The following is a 17,821-nucleotide window of genomic DNA, read 5'->3' on the forward strand; positions in this document are numbered from 1 at the left end:
AACGGCAGTACTGGCCTGACGACGGGTACCTATTTGTCGTTGACACACTTCCGACGCGGCTAAGAGCGATCGGGCATCGAGCCATAGTTTCCAAAAGGCGGGAACGATAAGATCGTTTTACTTTGATCTATTCGACAAGCAATATCTTATTCAAAGATTTTGGGAGGACCACCATGCGCACGCAAGTCGCCATAATTGGCGGTGGCCCGTCAGGGCTGTTGCTGGGCCAGCTACTCCATCGAAAGGGTATCGACACGGTCGTTCTGGAAAGGAAAACCAGGAACTATGTTCTCGGCCGCATTCGCGCGGGGATTCTGGAAGTCGGATTTGTCGAGCTTATGCGCGAGGCAGGAGTATCGGAAAGAATGGACAGGGAATGCTTTGTCCATGACGGTACGGTGATCTCTTATGGTGGTACGGAATTTGGCATCAACTTCAAGGAACTGACCGGCAGTCACGTTGTCGTCTATGGCCAAACCGAGTTGACACGGGACCTATACGATGCCCGCGAGGCCGCAGGTGGCAAGGTCATTTTCAATACAGACAATGTCACCATTCACGGCGCAGATACCGATACACCGAACGTCTCCTACATGGTCGACGGCACCGAATACCGCATCGATTGTGACTACGTCGCCGGTTGTGATGGGTTTCACGGGGTCAGTCGTCAGACCGTTCCCCTGACCGTGCGACGCGAATACGAAAAACTCTATCCTTTTGGGTGGTTGGGCGTTCTGTCTGAAACTCCACCTGTGAACGACGAAGTGATCTATGCTGGATCCGACCGTGGCTTTGCCCTGTGCTCGATGCGCAACGAACATCTCAGCCGGTACTACATCCAGTGTTCCCTGTCCGACAGCCCCGAGGATTGGACGGACGCCGCATTCTGGGATGAACTCAAGCGCCGCATTCCCGAAAAATACGCGGAAAATCTGGTGACCGGCCCATCGGTCGAGAAATCAATTGCGCCGCTCAGGTCTTTCGTTGTCGAACCCATGCGCTGGGGGCGCCTGTTCCTTTGCGGGGATGCCGCCCATATCGTACCCCCAACCGGGGCCAAAGGATTGAACACCGCCGCCAGCGACATTCACTATCTCTATCATGGATTGATGCAGTTTTTTGAGGAGGGTGACAGTGAAGGTATCGACCGCTACTCGGAAAAGGCATTGGCGCGCATATGGAAAGCAGAGCGTTTCAGCTGGTCTACCACCAACCTGCTGCATCGCTTTCCATATCAGAACGAATTCGATCTCAAGATGCAGCAGGCAGACATAGATTTCCTGCGGGAAAATCGCGAGGCACAGTCGGTGTTTGCGCAAAACTATGTGGGGCTGCCATATTGATGTGGACAGGATGTTTGAACCCAAATCGTCCGTTTCATGTTGCCCTGTTTGCCGATCAGAGAAACGAGGTTTCAAAGGAGACGCCTGAATGAACGACCGATTTCGCGACGGAATGGAGGTGCGCCGGAGAATTCTGGGTGACGCCCACGTTGATCGTGCCGAAGCGGCAAAGTCGGATTTTGATGAACCGTTCCAGACCCTGATCACCGAAGCGGCGTGGGGCACGGTCTGGGCCTCGGATGGGATCAGTGACCGCGAACGTTCGATGCTGACACTTGCCTTGTTGGCGGCACTGGGAAACTTTGACGAAATCCCCATGCATATCCGCGCCACGGCTCGGACCGGGGCCAGCAAGCAGGATGTGTTGGAGGCATTTCAGCATGTGGCGATCTATGCCGGTGTGCCGCGTGCCAATCACGCATTCAAGCTGGCCAGGCAGACCTATGACGAAATGGAAAAGGAATGACAGCCAAACGCGCGCAGCACCAGAATAAGGGAGGAGAGATCTGACAATGTTGAAACCAGGCGAGTTCTATCAGAGGGATCGTGAATGGCATCCTCCGGCCCTCACGCCAAACTACAAGACAAGCGTGTCGCGCTCACCTCAGTACTCTTTGATCTCGTTGCAAAACTCGATCGGCGAAGTCACGGGTCCCGTCTTTGGTCACAACGACATCGGCCCGAATGACAACGATCTGATCTACAATTACGCGCAACCCGACCAAAGCGCCATCGGCGAGCGCATCATACTTCATGGGCGCGTTCTGGACGAAAATGGTCGACCGGTTCCTGGTACCCTGGTCGAGATCTGGCAGGCCAATGCGGGCGGTCGTTACCGGCATAGGAAAGACACCTACCTCGCGCCGATCGATCCGAATTTTGGTGGCTGCGGCCGAACCCTGACTGACGAAAATGGATACTACTACTTTCGAACGGTCAAACCCGGGGCCTATCCCTGGCGAAACTGGGTCAACAGTTGGCGTCCTGCACATATCCACCTGTCGATATTCGGTAGCGCGTTTGCGCAGCGTCTGATCACTCAGTGCTATTTCGAAGGCGACCCGCTGATCCCGCAATGCCCGATCATCAACACCATTCCGGACCCAGACGCAATCGAGCGACTGATCGCGCCTTTGGATCTGAACTCTACCATCCCGCTCGACACAATCGCCTACAAATTCGACATGGTGCTCAGGGGGCGCCGTTCGACCCTGTTCGAGAACCGCCTGGAGGGGAACTGATCATGCCGCAGGAGCTCAGATACCTCAAGGAAACACCGTCTCAGACGGCTGGGCCGTATGTCCATATCGGTCTTGCGCCGGGGGCAGCCGGATTTGACATATACAAACACGAACTTGGGCACGACATCGCAGGTCCAAATGCGAAAGGAGAGCGCATTCGCATCGAAGGTGTGGTGATTGATGGCACCGGCAGCCCGATCAAGGATGTGTTGCTTGAGGCGTGGCAAGCCAATTCCGAAGGTCATTATGCACACCCGGAAGACGAGGGAGAGGTTGAGGTCGGATTTCGAGGCTGGGGCCGCGTCATCACCGACTTTGACACCGGCGAATGGGCATTCGATACGGTCAAGCCCGGACCGACCCGGGGGCGCAACGTTGGCGTTCAGGCCCCACATATCAGTTTGTGGATCGTTGCCCGCGGCATCAATGTCGGACTGAACACGCGCATTTATTTCGACGACGAAGTCCAGGCAAATGCTGCTGACCCGGTGCTTAACCTGATCGAATGGGAACGACGGCGCGATACTCTGATTGCGAAGCGTTCCGAACGGGACGGGCAGGCGGTTTATCGCTTTGACATCAAGCTGCAAGGCCAGGATGAGACCGTTTTTTTCGATATCTGAGGCAGTTTGTTCATCGCCCGGTTCAAGTTGGCCGGCGGACCCATCAGCAAAGGCCAAGCCATGACCAAGCCCTGCATCATCTGCGTTGCCATCACGGGGTCGTTGCCAACAAAGGCCAACAACCCTGCAGTCCCTATTACCGTGCAGGAACAGATCGAAAGCACCCACGAAGCGTTCGAAGCAGGGGCTTCAATCGTCCATGCCCATGTTCGGAACGACGACCAGACACCAAGTTCGGACCCCGAAAAATTTGCCCGGCTCAAGGAAGGTGTGGAAAAGCACTGCCCCGGGATGATCATCCAGTTTTCGACCGGAGGACGCTCGGGCGCAGGGAAAGAAAGAGGTGGAATGCTGCCTTTGGCACCCGATATGGCCTCGTTGTCGGTAGGCTCGAACAATTTTCCCACGCGCGTCTACGAAAACCCGCCGGATCTGGTGCGATGGCTCGCTGCTGAAATGCGCAAATACAACGTAATCCCCGAAGTCGAAGCCTTTGACCTCAGCCATATTCTGAACGCCATTCACATGCATGGCGAAGGCATTTTGCCGGGCCAACTCTATGTGCAATTCGTTATGGGGGTGAAGAATGCGATGCCCGCTGACCGTGACGTATTCGACTATTACGTCAAAACCATGCAGGCCCGTGCACCAAACGCTGAATGGTGCGCCGCTGGTATCGGGCCGAACCAGATTGTTGTCAACGAATGGGCTATTGCCGCCGGTGGTCACACGCGCACTGGCCTCGAAGACAACGTCAGGCTCGACAGAAGTAAGCTAGCGCCTTCCAACGCGGCGCTGGTAAGACGCGCGGTCGAACTTTGCGACCGCTATGATCGTCCCGTGGCAACATGGCGGCAGGCAAGAGAGATGCTGAAGCTCGCAAGAGCTATTCCCGAAAAATGTTAACTGCAAGGCCGGGAAAGAGAACTATTCACCGACAGTCAGCGTGTCTAGGTACGGCTGTGGTTCGGCGGCAGCGCGACTCTGGCGCGCAGACGTTTTTCAACGGCACTTAACTTGTGCGCCGCCTGATTAAGCCCAGGCTGGCGCGATCCTGACAACTGGCGAGTTGAACAAGCCGGAATGACAAAGGGCCGGAATGACCGGCCCTCTCGTCAGACTATCGGCGGGGTTCATCCAAGTACGGCTTTGACGGCCTGAACTGTCCCGGCCACAACCTGATCCGCCTCTTCGCGGGTCAGGCAGAAGGGTGGCGCAAAGCCGAGGATGTCGCCTTGTGGCATGGCGCGGGCGATGATTTTGCTTTGCTCCAGCAATTTGGCCGATACCTGCGGGCCGATCTTGTCGGCTGCGTCAAAGAAGGTGCGACTGTCCTTGTCCTTCACGAACTCAACAGCGCATAGCATCCCTTCGCCGCGCACGTCGCCGACATTGGCATGGTCCGACAATGCCTCGGCCATGGTGGCATTGAGGTAGGCCCCAACGTCGCCGGCATTTCGCACAAGGTTCAACTCGTCAATCAGCTTGAGGTTGGCAACCCCTGCCGCGGCCCCGATCGGGTGCGCCGAATAAGTCCAGCCGTGGCCGATCGGGCCATTTTCATCCGTGCCCTGTTCCAACACTTTCCAGACCTTGTCCGAGACGATGGATCCGGAAAGCGGCGCATAGGCCGAGGTGAGGCCCTTGGCGATGGTTATGATGTCGGCCTCTATCCCATAGTGATCCGAACCGAACATGGTGCCGAGGCGGCCAAAGCCGGTTACCACCTCATCTGCGACCAGCAGGATGTCGTGTTTTTTCAGCACCGTCTGGATCGCTTTCCAGTACCCTGCGGGCGGCGGAACGATGCCGCCGGTGCCCAGCACCGGCTCGCCTATGAAGGCTGCGATTGTGTCTGCGCCCTCGCGCTCGATCAGCGCTTCCAGTTCGGCCGCGCAATGGGCCGCAAACTGGTCTTCAGTCTGTTTCAGGTCGGTGCGGCGATAGTAATAGGGCGCCTCGGTGTGGATCACCTGTTCCACCGGCAGGTCGAATTTCTTGTGAAACAATTCCAGCCCGGTCAGTGAGCCGGTAACCAGACCCGAACCATGATACCCTCGCCAGCGCGAGATGATCTTCTTCTTCTCGGGGCGACCCAGAATGTTGTTGTAGTACCAGATCAGCTTGACATTGGTTTCATTTGCATCGGAACCGCCAAGCCCAAAATAAACCTTCGACATGTTCTTGGGCGCCCGGTCCAGGATCATCTTTGACAGCGTGATCGAGGCCTCGGTACCGTGACCCACGTAAGCGTGGTAATAGGCCAGTTCGCGGGCTTGCTCTGCAATCGCCTCGGCAATTTCCTGACGACCATAGCCGACATTCACGCAATAGAGCCCGGCAAAGGCATCCAGCAGCTTGTTGCCGTCACGATCTTCGATAAAGACGCCGCTGGCGGTCTTAATCACGCGGTTCGGGCTTTCCCCCCGAGCGTGCTGCGCCAGATGGGTCGAGGGGTGGAAAAAATTCTCGCGATCCCACTGGTCGAGTTGGTCGTTCTTCAGCATCAGTTTTCCTTTCTCATCCGTGTGGATCACGCCCAGTCACGGCAGACGTATTTTATTTCGGTAAATTCTTCCATGCCCAAACGGGCCCCTTCGCGACCCAGGCCGGATTGTTTGGTGCCGCCGAACGGTATGGGCGCGCCAGTGACCTTTGTGCGGTTGACCGCCACCATGCCATATTGCAACGCCCGGCTCAGCCGGTAGATACGGCGTGGGTCGTGACTGTGAACATAGGCCACCAGCCCGTATTCGCTGTCATTGGCTCGTGCAATCACTTCTTCCTCGGTGTCGAAAGGAGTGATCGGGGCGACAGGGCCAAATGTTTCCTCCGACATGATCAGAGCGTCAGCGGGTACATCCGTCAGCACGGTGGGTTCATAAAACAAAGGACCCAGCGCGTGACGCTTGCCACCACAGGACAGCTTGGCACCCTTGGCCATCGCGTCCGCCACATGCTCTTCCTGCTTCTGCACCGCCTTTTCGTTCATCAATGGGCCGATATCACAGTCATCCAGGCCCCGTCCGATTGTCAGAGCCTTTGCAGCTTCGGTGAACTTGGCACAGAATTCTGCATAGGCCGGGCGTTCGACAAAGATCCGGTTCGCCCCAAGGCAATCTTGTCCGGATGTTGCAAACTTTGCCTTGATGGTTTCGGCAACCGCCCGATCCAAATTGGCGCCTTTGAAAACAATCACCGGCGCGTGTCCACCCAATTCCATCACCAGCCGTTTCACCGTGTCGGCGGACTGGCGGTAGAGCAACTTGCCGATGGCTGTAGAGCCCGTGAATGACAACGCCCGGACCCGCTTGTCGCGCGTCCACGGCTCCACGATTGTGGCGGCCTCTCCGGTGACGACGTTGAACACACCGGCAGGGATGCCCGCGCGTTCGGCAAGTTCTGCCAACGCCAACGCGCTGAAAGGGGTTTCGCCGGACGGATGGGCAACAACGGTACAGCCTGCTGCCAGAGCCGCAGCTGCCTTGCGGGTGAGCATCGCCGAGGGGAAATTCCAGGGCGTGATCAGGGCCGCAACACCCATTGGTTCGCGCCACAATTCCACTTCAGCATCAGGCAGGTGGCTGGTCACGCCTTCGATATTTGGGCGTTTGGCTTCCTCGGAATAGAACTCCACAAAAGCTGCGCCGTACTCGATCTCGCCGCGGGCTTCCGACAACGGCTTGCCCTGTTCCAGCACCATGATGCGGGCCAGGTCCTCCTTGTGATCCAGCTGCAGCTCGTACCAGCGGCGCAAGATCTTTGCGCGCTGTTGGGGAAGAAGTGCGGACCAAGCCGGAAAAGCTGCCTGAGCAACCTCAACCGCACCAGATGATTCCTCTGCCGAAAGGCTTGCGACATGACCGAGTTCGGTTCCGTCTGCCGGGTCGGTGACAGGAAAAGATCTGCCATTGGCGGCAGCACACCATTTTCCATTTATATAGGAAAAAGAACGTACTAATGCCTTGTCTGCAATATCTGCGCGAGCAGAGAGAGCGGTTTCTGTCATGAACAACCTCCAAACCTTCGCAGCCGATTCTGCCCGATCGCCTTAGAAGTTGTGGCCGAATTTGGCCCCGCTGACAGAAGATTCATCTGACAAGGACCCTGAACCTTTGCCTAACTCCGGCCTAGCAACAGTTCAAAGGGTGGAGGGGTTTGACCCTTGACCGGTTTGGTCACGACATATGTGAAATACCTCGACAGACCGATGCGGGCGTCCAGCATTTCGTCGATCAAACGTTGATAGGCGTCGATATCCCGGGTGATGATCTGCAGAAGATAGTCAAAACCTCCGCCAAGTGCCCAGCAGGCGGTTACCTCGTCATAGCGCTGCATCGCAGCCTCAAAAGCCCGAAAGCTGGCAGCGGTGTGATCGGTGATCTCTGCCGCAACAAACACTGTCACATGCGGCGCCAGTTTCCGCAGGTTGATGTGGGCACCGTATCCTTCGATCAACCCGGCTTGTTCCAGCTTCTTCAGCCGATCCCAGCAGGGCGTCGGCGACAAACCGATCCGGTCGGCCAGCGCGGCCTTGGTAATGCGGCCCTCGGTCGAAAGCACGCGCAGAATCTGTAGGTCGCGCTGATCCAATTGCATGTGATTGGTCCAATTACGCCTCGGTCACGCCAACAACTGCCAGACAATCCCCGGACTGGATCAGGCCGGGATAGTGGCGGCTGATGACATGGCCATCGCGGCGCGCGTGGTATTCGCGCGGTGGCTGCCCAGTTCGGTCCAGCGGCCAGACACGGGCGATCAGATCGCCCTTGGAAACCGGTTCACCCAAATCCACCATCACCTCATAAAGCCCGTCGCCTTCGCTGAACAAAAAGCACTCGTCATCGGGCATGGACAGGTTCACCGTTTCGTCGATCTGCATCTCGCCTTGCAGGATGCCGAAGTGTATCAGGACGTTGCGCAGTCCCTTCTTGGCAATCGCATTACTGCGGGCGGTGGAAGAGCCGCCACCACCAAGTTCGGTAGTGACGAGCACCTTGCCCATCTCCTCGACTGCGGTGTCGTACATACCGGCGCTGTCAATTTCCAGTAGCTGTACCGAGTACGGGGCATTGAATGCCTTCATCGCGGCGAAACAGGCGTCCTGTGTGGCCTTGTCCTCAAGAATATGGGCTGCGGCAAAAGGCACAAAATCCAGTGTTCTGCCGCCTGAGTGGAAATCCACTGCGACGTCGGCCAACGGCAGAAGCGTGCGCTGGAAATAGTCAGCGATCTTCTCGGTCACCGTGCCGTCAGGGCGGCCCGGAAACGACCGGTTCATGTTGCCTTTGTCGATCGGCGAAGTACGGGTTCCGGCCCGGAAGGCGGGATAGTTGAAGGCAGGGATGATGATCAGCCTGCCGGTCACATCTTCGGCGCGGGTCGTGGCCGCCAATTCGTGCAGGGCGATGGGGCCTTCGTACTCATCACCGTGGTTGGCCCCGGTCAAAAGCGCAGTTTTGCCTTCGCCATTCCGGATCACGGTCAGCGGGATCATGATTGAACCCCAGGCGCTGTCATCGCGGCTGTAAGGTAGTTTCAGAAAGCCGTGATGCACCCCATCCTGGTCAAGCGGGATGGTGGATGAGATCGGATTTTCCTTCATGGATCAGTCCTTTACGACCATTTTGCGCGGCACGTTTGACAGGCATTCCGGCCCGTTCGCGCCGATGCGAATGCTTTCGGTGATCTCGAAACCCCAGTCTTCCATCCAAAGACCCGTCATGAAGTGGAAAGTCATGTTTTCCTGCAGAACCGTCGTATCGCCCGGGCGCAGCGACATGGTGCGCTCGCCCCAGTCCGGCGGGTAAGACACGCCGATGGGATAACCGGTGCGGTTGTCCTTCTCGATGCCATATTTTTTCAGAACCTTGAAAAAGGCCTTGGCAATGTCTTCGCAGGTGTTGCCTGCCTTGGCCATCTCCAGCCCCGCATCCATGCCTTCAAGCACTGCTTTTTCGGCATCCAGGAAGGTTTGCGTCGGATTGCCCAGAAACACGGTTCTGGACAATGGGCAATGATAGCGGTGCACGACGCCAGCAATCTCGAAGAAGGTCCCTTCGCCAGACTTCATCGGCAGGTCATCCCAGGTCAGATGCGGCGCGGCGGCGTCGGGTCCAGACGGCAACAGTGGCACGATGGCCGGATAATCACCGCCAATGCCCAAACTTTCGTCGAAGCGCAGTGCGGCGTCATAGATATCGGCGACAAGATCGCATTTGCGCATGCCGGGTTCGACCTTGTCGAAGATCCGCTGATGCATCCGTTCGACGATCTTGCCGGCCTGGCGCATAAAGGTAAGTTCGGCCTCGGATTTTACCGCACGCTGCCAGTTGACCAGCGCATTGGCATCGGCAAAGCGGGCATTGGGCAGGTGTTTTTGCAACGACGCAAAAGCTGCGGCCGTGAACCAGTAGTTGTCCATCTCGACGCCGATATTGCCGCTGTCGTGTCCACGGTCCTTCAGTTGTGCCGAAAGGTAATCCATCGGGTGCCGTTCGGTCGACTGCACATAGTGGTCCGGGTAGCCGATGATATTGGCGGGATTCATAAAGCAGGTGCGCAGGGCGCCATTTGCATCCTGACCACGCCCATACCAGATCGGGTCGCCGTCCATGCCCAGCACAACGCATTGATGCACATAGAAGGACCAGCCGTCATAACCGGTCAGCCAGTTCATGTTCGAAGGATCGGTAACGATCAAAAGATCGAGTCCACGCCGCGCCATTTCGGCCCGGGTATTGCTGATGCGTTGCTGGTATTCAGCATGCGAAAAATACAGCTTTGGGTTTGCCATATGGGTAAGTCCTGGTTGATCAGCTGGTAATGTTGGTGCCTGCACCCGCCGCATTGGCGCGGGAACCTGCAAGTGTTGCTATAGCGGTGTCCTGTACACCGGTTCCGGTCAAGTCGCAGACGGTGATGTCCGCATCCGAAGCCCGGCCCGGTACCTGGCCCGCAATAATTTGGCCCAGTTCGGGAAATCTCCGTGTTTCGGTGACAGTGCCCGCGGCCAGTGCAGGGCGCAACTCGCCTTGCTTTACGGATTGTGCCAGCCGGTCCACAACAAACAACGTCGCGGCGGGGATCACATCTGGTGAAAGCTCGGTCTTGTAATCGGCATCAGAACCCATGGCAGTCACATGCTGTCCGGGCCGGAGCATTTCGGCACTAATCAGCGGTTCGCCGGATGGTGTGGTGGTCACAACGATATCAGCCTGCTCCATTACTTCGGCAATGCTGCCAGCGGTGACCTGGATGCCCAGTTTTTCCGCGCAATCCCGCGCACACGCCTCGGCTTTCTGCACATCGCGGCCCCAGATGACGGCGCGTTGGATATCGCGCACCAATGTCAGCGCTTCCAGTTGCAGCCGTGCCTGAATACCTGTGCCGAGGACGCCTGCGACTGTGCTGTCTTCCCGCGACAGATGTTTGGCCGCGACCGCACCAGCGGCGGCTGTACGGACATCGGTCAAATAGCCGTTATCCAAAAGCACGGCCCGCACGATGCCGGTTTTCGCGTCAAACAGCACCATCAATCCATTGAGGCTGGGCAGGCCCAGATTAGGGTTGTCGAAAAACCCGGGACTCATCTTGATGGCAAACCCGTCCAGCCCCGGCACGTAGGCGGTCTTTACGTCTACCTCCCCGTTGTACTCAGGCACATGAAAACTAAGAATCGGGGGCATCTGCACATCTTTGGTGGCAAGCAGGCGAAATGCCTCTTCCACGCACATGACCGCGTCACCATCCAGCGCAACAGCGTTGCGCAGATCGGATTCCGTAAGAATCTTGATATCAGGCATCCACGCTTCCTTGTTTTCTGGTTTCTGCTTCGACATCGACGTTTTCGCCATTGATGATGCGCTTGTGCAAAACCATGTCGATGTTCTGCCCGCTTATCAGCGACACACAGCGGCCAGGATTGTCAACCTTGCCCGACAGCAGCGCGGCAATGCCGACGCTGCCAGAGCCTTCGATGACCTGTCGCTCTTGAAAATACGCATGACGGATTGCCTCGGCGATTTCAGTTTCAGTGACAAGTACAATTTCATCCACCAACGCTTTGGTCATTTCAAAGGTATAGGCATTGTCCAACCCAATGCCTCCGCCTAAGCTGTCGGCCAGCGTCGCTTTTTCTTCGACCAGAATGGGTTTGCCTGCTTTCAGGCATTCGTACATGGCGGCGCCTCGTTCCATCGAGACGCCGATCACCCGTATTTCCGGGTTTGCGGCCTTCATCACCATCGCCACTCCGGAAATCAGCCCGCCTCCCGACAAGGGCACCAGCACGGTTTCCAGATTTGGCTCCTGCTTGAGTATTTCCAGCGCTACGGTGCTTTGGCCAGCTATGATATCGCGGTGATCAAAGGGGGGCAGCATGGTCATGCCCTCTGATACCAGCCGGTCGACTTCGACCTGCGCATCATCCTGCGAACGACCGACAATGCGCACTTCTGCGCCGTGGGATTTGATGCCGTCAACCTTGTTCCGAGGCACCAGTTCCGACATGCAGATGACGCAACGCACACCCGCCTGTGCTGCGGCATATGCCAGCCCGCGTCCGTGATTGCCGGTAGAAACGCCCACGACTCCTGCAGCACGCTGGTCATCGGTCAGCGACAGAACCGCGTTGGTGGCGCCGCGCAGTTTGAAGCTGCCGGTGTTCTGAGTATTTTCCAGCTTCAGGGATATATTTCCGCCGGTCAACGTACTCAAGGACGGAGAGGAGGCCATGGCCGTCTTCCGGATACGTCCGGCAATCCGCGCGTGCGCCAGAAAGCTGTCCTGAAGGGTTATTTGTCTTTTCATCGGGCGTGTCCGTCTGCCTATAGTTCAAAAAGCCTGCCGTAACCCTGTCTCTGATCCGGAATTCCGGCCAAGCGCAGGCAACGCCAGACCATTGCCTGGTTCGAGCTCACAACCGGCTTGCCCAACGCATCCTCGATCCGTTGCACGCAAGTTGCGGCACGCAGAGCGGTGCAGGAGAGAAACAGTGCATCTGCCTGGCTGTCACAGGCAGCAATCGCGCCGTCGATAATGCTGTCCTCGGAGATCCGCGCCATTTGCCGGTCATCGGTCAGCCCAAAGCAGGTGGCGCTGACAACTTCGGGACCATGCGCCGCAAAGTACTGAGCCATTTCATCGGTTACGTCCGGGCTGTAGGGAGTCAGCAATGACACCCGTTTTGCGCCAAGGGCTGCAAAGGCATCAAAGGCAGCAGAACTCGGCGTGACGCAGGGCGTGTTCGGCTTGGCGGCGTTCAGATACCGGGTCACGGTATCATTGCCCAGCACGATTGAGGCCGCGGTACAGCAATAGGCGACCACATCCACCTCTTCATCCGGCAGGATCTGCGCCGCGGCCGCAGTCAGGCGCGGCCCGGTCTTCAGAAGCGTTTCCTTGGTGGTCGGATTTTCGAATTCGATCCGGTTCACGTAGACGCCAACCTGATCCGGATCACAGATTCGAGCGAAGTCGCGCTCAGACGTATGATCGGTTGCCAATGCCACCAGAGCAATCCGCTTGTTTACCGGGCGGGTGTCCAGCCGGGCGGGAATGCGCGACGGTGTGGTGTGGATATCCAGTGCCATTTTCGTACTCCTAAACGACAAGAACTGGCGTTTCGGCAAGGCTGGTCACCTTGTGCGAAACGCTACCCAAAAACACCCCTTCGAGCGACCCCAACCCGCGGCTGCCAATAACGATCAGATCGTTCTGGTGTTCTCTGGCAAAGCCGACGATTGTGCGCGCGACGGGACCGCCCTTGACGAAAGCCCGCACATTGGGAACGCCGGCTTCGCTTGCAAGAGACTTGCCGCGCTCGGCCACTTCTTTTGCGTGTCCCCGCATGATGTCGTCCAGATTGTCGGGTTTGTCCGAACCTACTATATGCATCGAGGCTTCGAGCAGGGAGTGGTGACGATATACCGTCAGTAGGGTCAAATCGGCTTTGCACAGCTGCGTCAGTTTCGCCGCCTTTTGCAGGGCCGCCTCGGCCCCGTGAGATCCGTCAAATGGAACCAGGATTGAAGCAAACATGGGGATATCCTTCCCTTACTTGGCAAAGGCCAGATCACGCAGAAACAATGCTATCTGCGGGAAAAATATCAGTGCCACCGACACGCCCAGCAGCATCAGGATAAATGGCGGCGTGCCGCGTACGACCTCGGCATAAGGGCGTTTGAAGACCGCAATCGCGGTGAATATATCGCACCCAAAGGGTGGTGTGGCCGAGCCGATGGCGACTTGCAGAGTAATGATGGTGCCTACCAGCACGGGATCGATACCGACCGATTTCACGACGGGTGCAAAGACCGGAACCAGTACCAGGATCACCACGATCGGATCCACGAACATGCAACCGATGAAAAACGCAATTGAAATCACGAACAACACGCCAATCGCGCCCATCTCGCTGATACCGATGGCGCCCAGTATCTGCTGCGGCACCTGCGCGAAAGAAATCACCCAGGAAAACGCAGCACCAGCGCCAACCAGAATAAAGACGATGGCTGTTATGAGACCAGTGGATTTGGCCGTGTCATAAACATTTGCCAGCGTCATCGACCGGAAGACACCAACTTCGAGGATAAGCGCGTAAAGCACGCAGGCCGCTGCCGCCTCGGTCGGGCTGAAGATGCCTCCGTAGATGCCGCCAATGATGATGATCGGAAAGCCCATTGGCCAAAGCGCCTCCCGCATGGTCGTCAGGCGCTCGCCCCAACTGGCCTTGGGTTCGGTCGGAACGTTGTTGCGCACGGCGTACACGTAACTGTACCCGGAAAACAGGACGAGGATCAGCAGCCCGGGGCCAATGCCCGCGATGAACAGTTCAGCAATCGACGTGCTGGAAACAACACCATAGATGATCATCCCGATCGATGGCGGGATCAAAAAGGCAATGTCGCTGGCGTTGACGATCAGTGCCAGCACAAAGCTGTCTTTGTAGCCTGCCTTCAACATGCGGGGCCGCAGCGGCGAGCCGATCGCCACAACCGTTGCCTGGGTCGATCCCGAAACGGCGCCAAACATGGTGCAGGCAGCAGCGGTGGAAATCGCCAGCCCGCCACGGATATGGCCGACATAGGCCATCACCACATTGATCAACCGTCCGGCTGACTGGCCGCGCGTCATGATATCCGCAGCAAAGATGAACATCGGCACCGCAATCAAGGATGCGGGGCGGATGCCGGCCATCATCTGCTGCACCATCGTCTCGGTCCTGGCCAAATCACCGAACAGCATCAGAAAACCGATGAATGCACCGGCAATCAGCGGGATCATCATCGGGAAGCCCAGAAGAAGCAGGACAATCATGGTCAGGAAAATTGTTGCAGCCATTGAATTGCCCTCAGATCTCGATTTCTTCTTCGCTCTCATACCCTTCTTGCACATGGGTCGAGAGATAGATTTCGGGCGACGTAAAGTTACGCACCGCGGTCAGCAGATACTGGGTGCCGGTCATGAAGAACCCGGCAGGTACCCAGATCAAAATCACCCAAACAGGGATCTGCAACGCGGGCAACACGCGCCCGCGCGACGCCTGAGCGCCGATGTACTTCACCGAGTAGTAACAGAGCAGGAACATGAAAAATGCCGTGATCACGGCAATCACGACCATAAGTGCCTTGCGAACGCGTGGTGGAAACGTGTCATAGATGGCCGACATGCGGATATGACGGGCATGGCGTGCAGCATAGCTGATACCAGCAAATGTGATCAGGATGATCAGTATGCGGTTCAGTTCTTCGGAAAAGAAAATCGAATGCCCCAGCAAAAACCGTCCAACAACGTTGGCCACGGTATTGGCCGCCATCAGCAAGACGCCTGCGGCCAACAGAAATGATTCCGTACGGCTTATTGCGCTGTCCAGAACACCCAAAAATCCCGGCAAGGCCGAATCATGCGGATTGCCCATTTTCTCTCCCTATTGATTGGGCGGCAGGCCGGTAAAGTCCCGGCCCGTCGCGTTTCACCAAAGGGTTTCAGTTTGCTGTGGCCGCGAGGTCCGCTTTCATTTGCTCGAGAATGGCCGCGCCGCTATCGCCGGTCATTTCGACAAACTTCGCCTCAACCTCGGCTGCCGCCTCCTTGAAACACTGGCGCTGATCATCGCTCAGCACGGTAACCTGCATTTCCGGCTTGGCCTCCATGATCTTGGCCAGCTCCGTCTCTGCCGCCTGCTGTTGATACACAACCGTGTGGTCATAGGCGGCCTGGGCCGCGTTTTGAACGACCTGCTGATCTTCGGCGCTCAACCCGTCATAGAAATCCTTGTTGGCCATTACTGCCGTGGTGAAGTTGTTATGTCCTGCATAAGTGATGTAGTCGGTCACTTCGTAGATCTTGGTGGAGTAGAGGAAGAACGTCGGGTTCTCTTGTCCCTGGATAACATTGGTCTGCAGACCACCATAAACCTCGCCCCAGGGAAGTGGCGTCGGCGTGGCGCCAAAAGCCTTGTAGCTTTCCACCAGAAGCGGGTTGGTCATGACCCGGAATTTCACTTCGTCCAGATCGGAACATGTTGCAACCGGCGTTTTGGTGGTCATGGCGACCTCGCCTTCGGGGAACATGTTCAACAACTCCAGCCCCTGATCGGCATAGAGTGGTTTGAACATTTCATTGATCGCCTTGCTCTCTTTGTAGAAGCGCGCCAGATGCTCCTGATCAGTGGGCAGCAGGTAAGGGACAAAAAAGACCTGCGCTTCGGGAATCAGCGACCCGGTAAAACCTGGTGATTGGTCCACGAACTGCAGAATTCCGTCCTGAGTCTGCTCCATGATATCGGCGGATTCACCCAGGGTGCCATAGGGGAACAGCTGGATCTCGTGATCCGAGTTCGCCTCGATCTCTTCCTTGAATTTCTGGGCATAAATGCCCTGCACATCGGTCATCGCTTCTTCGAATGCATACCGCCAGGTTTCCGCCTGCACGGTGGTGCCTGCTGTCAGTGCAATTCCCGCAGCCGTCAGGACTCCAAATGTAAATTTGATGGATTGAGCCATAGTTTCCTCCCAAGATCACCGGTGCCGGAGCACCGTCGTGCTCGGTTTGAGAGAAATTGTACTGCATGTCAATTTATTTATTGTAGCATGACAATGTTAAAACGTGAAAGGGGCAACTCCCTCAGGCGGCCGCCTGAGCATACCGGCAATCAGCTCCAGGCCTTGCCGGAACCGCTCCAGATCCTGGATGCTGCCCAGCGAAATGCGTACTGCATTTTGCTGTGATGTATTTGGAGTAAGGAAAGGCGCATCCGGGGCGACCGCCACCTTCAGTTCGCGCGCATACGAGACAAAACTTCCAGTGGTCCATCCCTCTGTCAGCGGCAGCCACAAATGAAGCGCCGATGGGTGCCCCTGCCACCGCCAGCCGTCAAGTACGTCCGCCGCAATACGGTAGCGTTCGTCCAACGCGCGCCGCTGCCATTGCGCAAGTTCAACTGCGGTTCCATCCTTTACCCACCGGGTCGCCAGTTCGCATATCAATGGTGTCGCCATCCAGCCGAACACGACAATCCGCCCGGTCAATGCAGGCAGCAGATGGTCCGGCGCAGCCATGTAGCCTGCGCGCAACCCGGACACGGTGCACTTGGTGAAGGTTGTCAGATATATCGATCGTTCGGGCGCCAGGGCGGACACGGGAACAGGCCGGTATTCTGCAACAGGACCAAACGCATCGTTCTCTATGATGTACAATTCGTACTTTCGGGCGATTTCCACCAATTCCCTACGCCTGCCTTCAGGCATCATTCCGGCCGTGGAGTTGGCTAACGACGGAAGTACAAACAATACTTTAGCGGATTTTTCACGGCAATGACGCTCTAGCGCATCAGGGATGACTCCATCCGCGTCCGTCTCAAGCCCCACAAGGTTCAGTCCGAGATAGGAACATCCAGAAACCAATAGATGATGCGTGATCCGGTCAGATACCACCGTGTCACCCGGGCGGGTCAACGCCGACAGCGCGGCAGACATCCCGTGGCTGACCCCATTTGTCATGATGATGCGTTCCGGGGATACTTCCAATCCGCAAATCCTCAACCAATCCGCTCCGGCGGCGCGATGCGCGTCATGGCCAATATTCGGACGGCAAGACAAATAGTAGGTCGGGTCCAACCCTGCGGGTAACTCTTTCAACGCCTGCTGAAACCGCTCTGCATGTTGCTGCGAGAAAACCGGTCGAGAAATCGACAAGTCGAAACCGGATCCTCTTTCCGAGCTCAGTTGAAACGGCTGGTCGTTGGGTTTGTCAGGATCCAGAACGTAGCTACCCCGTCCCACCTGACCATCAATCAACCGTTGCCGCCGCAAACTTTCATAAGCTTTGCTGACCGTATGTACGCTCAGGCCCAGTTCTTCGGCCAGTTTGCGATGAGTCGGAAGCTGCGTACCCTTTGGCAGCTTGCCATCAGAGATCGCCCTCGCAATGGATCGCGCGAGACTGGAATGTATAGGTGAGCCGAGGGAACTGGGGTCAGGAAGCCAAATTGTCATGCGACATATGTATAATTGATCAGTACAAACTGGCAATACAAACGTCGGCTTTCAGATTTTTCCAGCGAGGCTTGTCGTAGCAGCGTCATTTCCTGTCTGCCGCCAATAACCCCGAC

18 protein-coding genes are annotated in these 17,821 nt (G+C 56.9%); 5 read left to right on the forward strand and 13 right to left on the reverse strand.

Going from position 1 to position 17,821, the window contains the following annotated elements; translation table 11 throughout:
* The first annotated feature begins 173 nt into the window (after positions 1 to 173).
* From pobA to AC2FMY_RS17910, 5 genes are all read left to right on the forward strand, one after another.
* Positions 174 to 1,343: a 4-hydroxybenzoate 3-monooxygenase gene (gene pobA, locus AC2FMY_RS17890; protein ID WP_496807834.1), complete on the forward strand. Its 1,170-nt coding sequence runs from the start codon at positions 174 to 176 to the stop codon at positions 1,341 to 1,343.
* Positions 1,344 to 1,431: 88 nt separating this feature from the next.
* On the forward strand, positions 1,432 to 1,809 hold the full coding sequence (pcaC, locus tag AC2FMY_RS17895) for a 4-carboxymuconolactone decarboxylase (RefSeq protein WP_480751918.1): 378 nt from the start codon (positions 1,432 to 1,434) through the stop codon (positions 1,807 to 1,809).
* Between the two features lie 46 nt (positions 1,810 to 1,855).
* On the forward strand, positions 1,856 to 2,584 hold the full coding sequence (pcaH, locus tag AC2FMY_RS17900) for a protocatechuate 3,4-dioxygenase subunit beta (protein ID WP_480751916.1): 729 nt from the start codon (positions 1,856 to 1,858) through the stop codon (positions 2,582 to 2,584).
* Between the two features lie 2 nt (positions 2,585 to 2,586).
* Complete coding sequence (gene pcaG, locus AC2FMY_RS17905; protein WP_496745818.1) at positions 2,587 to 3,207, forward strand: protocatechuate 3,4-dioxygenase subunit alpha; 621 nt, start codon at positions 2,587 to 2,589, stop codon at positions 3,205 to 3,207.
* A gap of 60 nt (positions 3,208 to 3,267) precedes the next feature.
* Positions 3,268 to 4,113 (forward strand): 3-oxoadipate:acetyl-CoA acetyltransferase, encoded by an 846-nt coding sequence (locus AC2FMY_RS17910; protein WP_496745820.1) that lies wholly within the window; start codon positions 3,268 to 3,270, stop codon positions 4,111 to 4,113.
* Between the two features lie 227 nt (positions 4,114 to 4,340).
* Here the strand turns inward: AC2FMY_RS17910 and AC2FMY_RS17915 are convergent, their stop codons facing one another.
* The 13 genes from AC2FMY_RS17915 to ehuR all read right to left on the reverse strand — a co-directional run bounded on the left by AC2FMY_RS17915 (position 4,341) and on the right by ehuR (position 17,705).
* Positions 4,341 to 5,714 (reverse strand): aspartate aminotransferase family protein, encoded by a 1,374-nt coding sequence (locus tag AC2FMY_RS17915; protein WP_480751912.1) that lies wholly within the window; start codon positions 5,712 to 5,714, stop codon positions 4,341 to 4,343.
* Between the two features lie 26 nt (positions 5,715 to 5,740).
* Positions 5,741 to 7,216, reverse strand: a complete 1,476-nt coding sequence (locus AC2FMY_RS17920) for an NAD-dependent succinate-semialdehyde dehydrogenase (protein WP_496745822.1) — start codon at positions 7,214 to 7,216, stop codon at positions 5,741 to 5,743.
* A 110-nt stretch (positions 7,217 to 7,326) separates the two neighbouring features.
* Positions 7,327 to 7,806, reverse strand: coding sequence for an Lrp/AsnC family transcriptional regulator (locus AC2FMY_RS17925; RefSeq protein WP_480751908.1), 480 nt, complete (start codon positions 7,804 to 7,806; stop codon positions 7,327 to 7,329).
* Positions 7,807 to 7,819: 13 nt separating this feature from the next.
* Positions 7,820 to 8,812, reverse strand: coding sequence for a N(2)-acetyl-L-2,4-diaminobutanoate deacetylase DoeB (gene doeB / locus AC2FMY_RS17930; protein ID WP_496745824.1), 993 nt, complete (start codon positions 8,810 to 8,812; stop codon positions 7,820 to 7,822).
* A 3-nt stretch (positions 8,813 to 8,815) separates the two neighbouring features.
* Positions 8,816 to 10,003 carry an ectoine hydrolase DoeA gene (doeA, locus tag AC2FMY_RS17935; RefSeq protein ID WP_480751906.1) on the reverse strand — a complete coding sequence of 396 codons (1,188 nt, stop codon included), beginning with the start codon at positions 10,001 to 10,003 and terminating at the stop codon, positions 8,816 to 8,818.
* Positions 10,004 to 10,022: 19 nt separating this feature from the next.
* Positions 10,023 to 11,012 carry a cyclodeaminase gene (locus tag AC2FMY_RS17940; protein WP_496807835.1) on the reverse strand — a complete coding sequence of 330 codons (990 nt, stop codon included), beginning with the start codon at positions 11,010 to 11,012 and terminating at the stop codon, positions 10,023 to 10,025.
* Positions 11,005 to 12,018: a hydroxyectoine utilization dehydratase EutB gene (gene eutB / locus AC2FMY_RS17945; RefSeq protein ID WP_480751903.1), complete on the reverse strand. Its 1,014-nt coding sequence runs from the start codon at positions 12,016 to 12,018 to the stop codon at positions 11,005 to 11,007. Before eutB ends, AC2FMY_RS17940 begins: the two co-directional genes overlap by 8 nt.
* A 17-nt stretch (positions 12,019 to 12,035) precedes the next feature.
* Positions 12,036 to 12,800, reverse strand: a complete 765-nt coding sequence (gene eutA, locus AC2FMY_RS17950; RefSeq protein WP_496745829.1) for an ectoine utilization protein EutA — start codon at positions 12,798 to 12,800, stop codon at positions 12,036 to 12,038.
* 10 nt (positions 12,801 to 12,810) lie between these two features.
* Positions 12,811 to 13,248: a universal stress protein gene (locus AC2FMY_RS17955; protein WP_496807836.1), complete on the reverse strand. Its 438-nt coding sequence runs from the start codon at positions 13,246 to 13,248 to the stop codon at positions 12,811 to 12,813.
* A gap of 15 nt (positions 13,249 to 13,263) precedes the next feature.
* Positions 13,264 to 14,550 (reverse strand): TRAP transporter large permease, encoded by a 1,287-nt coding sequence (locus tag AC2FMY_RS17960; protein ID WP_480751899.1) that lies wholly within the window; start codon positions 14,548 to 14,550, stop codon positions 13,264 to 13,266.
* A 10-nt stretch (positions 14,551 to 14,560) separates the two neighbouring features.
* Positions 14,561 to 15,127 (reverse strand): TRAP transporter small permease, encoded by a 567-nt coding sequence (locus tag AC2FMY_RS17965; protein ID WP_480751898.1) that lies wholly within the window; start codon positions 15,125 to 15,127, stop codon positions 14,561 to 14,563.
* A gap of 67 nt (positions 15,128 to 15,194) precedes the next feature.
* A complete protein-coding gene (locus tag AC2FMY_RS17970) occupies positions 15,195 to 16,214 on the reverse strand; it encodes a TRAP transporter substrate-binding protein (protein WP_480751897.1) in 1,020 nt (339 codons plus the stop codon).
* Positions 16,215 to 16,310: 96 nt separating this feature from the next.
* The gene (gene ehuR / locus AC2FMY_RS17975; protein ID WP_496745834.1) at positions 16,311 to 17,705 is read right to left on the reverse strand and encodes a MocR-like ectoine utilization transcription factor EhuR; all 1,395 of its coding nucleotides are present in this window, start codon (positions 17,703 to 17,705) and stop codon (positions 16,311 to 16,313) included.
* Between the last annotated feature and the right edge of the window lie 116 nt (positions 17,706 to 17,821).

The sequence above is a fragment of the Ruegeria sp. YKSE079 genome (genome assembly GCF_059612845.1).

Bases quoted from the DNA above. Each gene is read 5' to 3' on its own strand.
- ehuR (WP_496745834.1), bottom strand. From the start codon at position 17,705: ATGACAATTTGGCTTCCTGACCCCAGTTCCCTCGGCTCACCTATACAT.
- doeB (WP_496745824.1), bottom strand. From the start codon at position 8,812: ATGAAGGAAAATCCGATCTCATCCACCATCCCGCTTGACCAGGATGGG.
- eutB (WP_480751903.1), bottom strand. From the start codon at position 12,018: ATGAAAAGACAAATAACCCTTCAGGACAGCTTTCTGGCGCACGCGCGG.
- AC2FMY_RS17915 (WP_480751912.1), bottom strand. From the start codon at position 5,714: ATGCTGAAGAACGACCAACTCGACCAGTGGGATCGCGAGAATTTTTTC.
- pcaG (WP_496745818.1), top strand. From the start codon at position 2,587: ATGCCGCAGGAGCTCAGATACCTCAAGGAAACACCGTCTCAGACGGCT.
- pobA (WP_496807834.1), top strand. From the start codon at position 174: ATGCGCACGCAAGTCGCCATAATTGGCGGTGGCCCGTCAGGGCTGTTG.
- eutA (WP_496745829.1), bottom strand. From the start codon at position 12,800: ATGGCACTGGATATCCACACCACACCGTCGCGCATTCCCGCCCGGCTG.
- pcaH (WP_480751916.1), top strand. From the start codon at position 1,856: ATGTTGAAACCAGGCGAGTTCTATCAGAGGGATCGTGAATGGCATCCT.
- AC2FMY_RS17920 (WP_496745822.1), bottom strand. From the start codon at position 7,216: ATGACAGAAACCGCTCTCTCTGCTCGCGCAGATATTGCAGACAAGGCA.
- AC2FMY_RS17955 (WP_496807836.1), bottom strand. From the start codon at position 13,248: ATGTTTGCTTCAATCCTGGTTCCATTTGACGGATCTCACGGGGCCGAG.
- AC2FMY_RS17965 (WP_480751898.1), bottom strand. From the start codon at position 15,127: ATGGGCAATCCGCATGATTCGGCCTTGCCGGGATTTTTGGGTGTTCTG.
- AC2FMY_RS17910 (WP_496745820.1), top strand. From the start codon at position 3,268: ATGACCAAGCCCTGCATCATCTGCGTTGCCATCACGGGGTCGTTGCCA.
- doeA (WP_480751906.1), bottom strand. From the start codon at position 10,003: ATGGCAAACCCAAAGCTGTATTTTTCGCATGCTGAATACCAGCAACGC.
- AC2FMY_RS17960 (WP_480751899.1), bottom strand. From the start codon at position 14,550: ATGGCTGCAACAATTTTCCTGACCATGATTGTCCTGCTTCTTCTGGGC.
- pcaC (WP_480751918.1), top strand. From the start codon at position 1,432: ATGAACGACCGATTTCGCGACGGAATGGAGGTGCGCCGGAGAATTCTG.
- AC2FMY_RS17970 (WP_480751897.1), bottom strand. From the start codon at position 16,214: ATGGCTCAATCCATCAAATTTACATTTGGAGTCCTGACGGCTGCGGGA.
- AC2FMY_RS17925 (WP_480751908.1), bottom strand. From the start codon at position 7,806: ATGCAATTGGATCAGCGCGACCTACAGATTCTGCGCGTGCTTTCGACC.
- AC2FMY_RS17940 (WP_496807835.1), bottom strand. From the start codon at position 11,012: ATGCCTGATATCAAGATTCTTACGGAATCCGATCTGCGCAACGCTGTT.